Raw genomic sequence first — 1,607 nt, 5'->3', positions numbered from 1 at the left:
ACTATTTTACCGCACTCTCACCCTCCCCTTGTGAAAGGGAGGGGACTTTTTACCCCACTCTCACTGTTAAAGATATGGGCTTTTTAACAACAAAATACCCGACTTCTTAAAGAAGTCAGGTATCTGAGGAAATTTTACCGCTACCTAGCTTAAACAGCCACAGTCACAAAGCTACTAGTAGATAAAGTACCCTTATATCCCGTGATTTCCACAATGGCATCACTGGCATCACTAAAACCAGCAGTGCTATCATTAATAGCTACATAGCTCTTTGAGCCTATGGTAAATAATGCAGCCGCATTAGCACCAAAGTTAGTAGTAGTTAATGCGTTACCAATGGCAGTGGCATTGAGTCCGGTAACTCCACTCACAGTATTAAACACAGACCGGGCAGTGCTAACTACAAAACGGTCAGTCTCTGCACTGTTAAAATCTTTGATGGTATCAATTCCAGCTAACAAGGAATGGGTTAAGTTAGTATAAACAAACCTGTCACTACCTAACCCTCCCGTTAAGGTATCTGCACCTAAACCACCAATTAAGGTATCATTTCCTCCAGAAGCTCTGATAATATCATTACCAGCACCACCGTCGAGAAGGTTATCTTTGGTGTTATCTGTAATGGTATTATTCAGGGTATTACCTGTACCATTAATATTGGTGGCTATTTCTTGTAAAGCCAGGTCTTCTAAGTTGTCGGTAAGTGTGTAACTGATAGTGGTGTGAACCTTATCTGTACCTTGATTGGCAAGTTCTATCACACTGTCACCAGCATTATCTACCCAGTACCAATCATTACCAGTTCCCCGGGTCATGGTATCAGCACCAACACCACCCATCAAAGTATCATTACCGGCATTACCAACAAGGCTATCAGCACCGGCACCACCATTGAGAACATTATTACCACTGTTACCTAAGATAGCATTATTGAGGCTGTTGCCAGTGCCGTTAATGTTCCCTTCTCCTGTTAAAATCAGGTCTAGTTGGCTGGAGTTTAATGTGTAGCTGGTGGAGGATTGAATACCATCATTAACGTTGGTGACGGTAATGGCTACGGCTTTGGTGGTGTTTGATATACCATTATTAGCGATAACGTTGATGTCATAAACGTTATTTGCACCGCTATCACCAGGTGCTTCAAAGTTAGGAGCGGTTTTGAAGGTGACAACGCCGTTGTTGATGTTAAATAGGTTAGCATCAGTACCGGATAAACTGTAGGTGAGGGCTGTATTTACATTTACGTTGGTGGCGGTGACGGTGTAAACTGTTTCTGTACTGTTTTCTGCAAAGGTGGCGGTGCCAGCGCTGGTAATAACTGGTGCTAGATCTATGATTTGTAGTCCTGAACCACCATCAGCAACATAAACGTACTTTCCCTCTATTACTAAAGATTCAGCATAACCAGGTGTATTAATAGTACCTACTAAAGTGGGGGTACTGGGGTTGCTAATGTCTATAATTTGTAGTCCTGAACCACCATCAGCAATATAAGCGTAGTTGCCGACTACTTGTACCCTACTAGCAGTACCAAGTGTATCAATAGTACCTACTAAAGTGGGGGTACTGGGATTGCTGATGTTGATGATTTGTAGTCCTGAAGTTCC

General features: G+C 42.6%; 1 protein-coding gene. It reads right to left on the bottom strand.

The genetic code is table 11. From position 1 onward, the window contains the following. Positions 1-149: 149 nt before the first annotated feature. The coding region (locus tag ACIR131C_RS26260; protein WP_278047005.1) for a bluetail domain-containing putative surface protein at positions 150-1,607 on the bottom strand (1,458 nt) is incomplete at its 5' end.

The sequence above is a fragment of the Dolichospermum circinale AWQC131C genome (assembly GCF_000426905.1).
In the GTDB taxonomy this organism is placed as follows: Bacteria; Cyanobacteriota; Cyanobacteriia; order Cyanobacteriales; family Nostocaceae; genus Dolichospermum; species Dolichospermum circinale.
The sequence above is the reverse complement of the archived record's forward strand: the minus strand, read 5'-3'. Positions and strand labels throughout refer to the sequence as shown.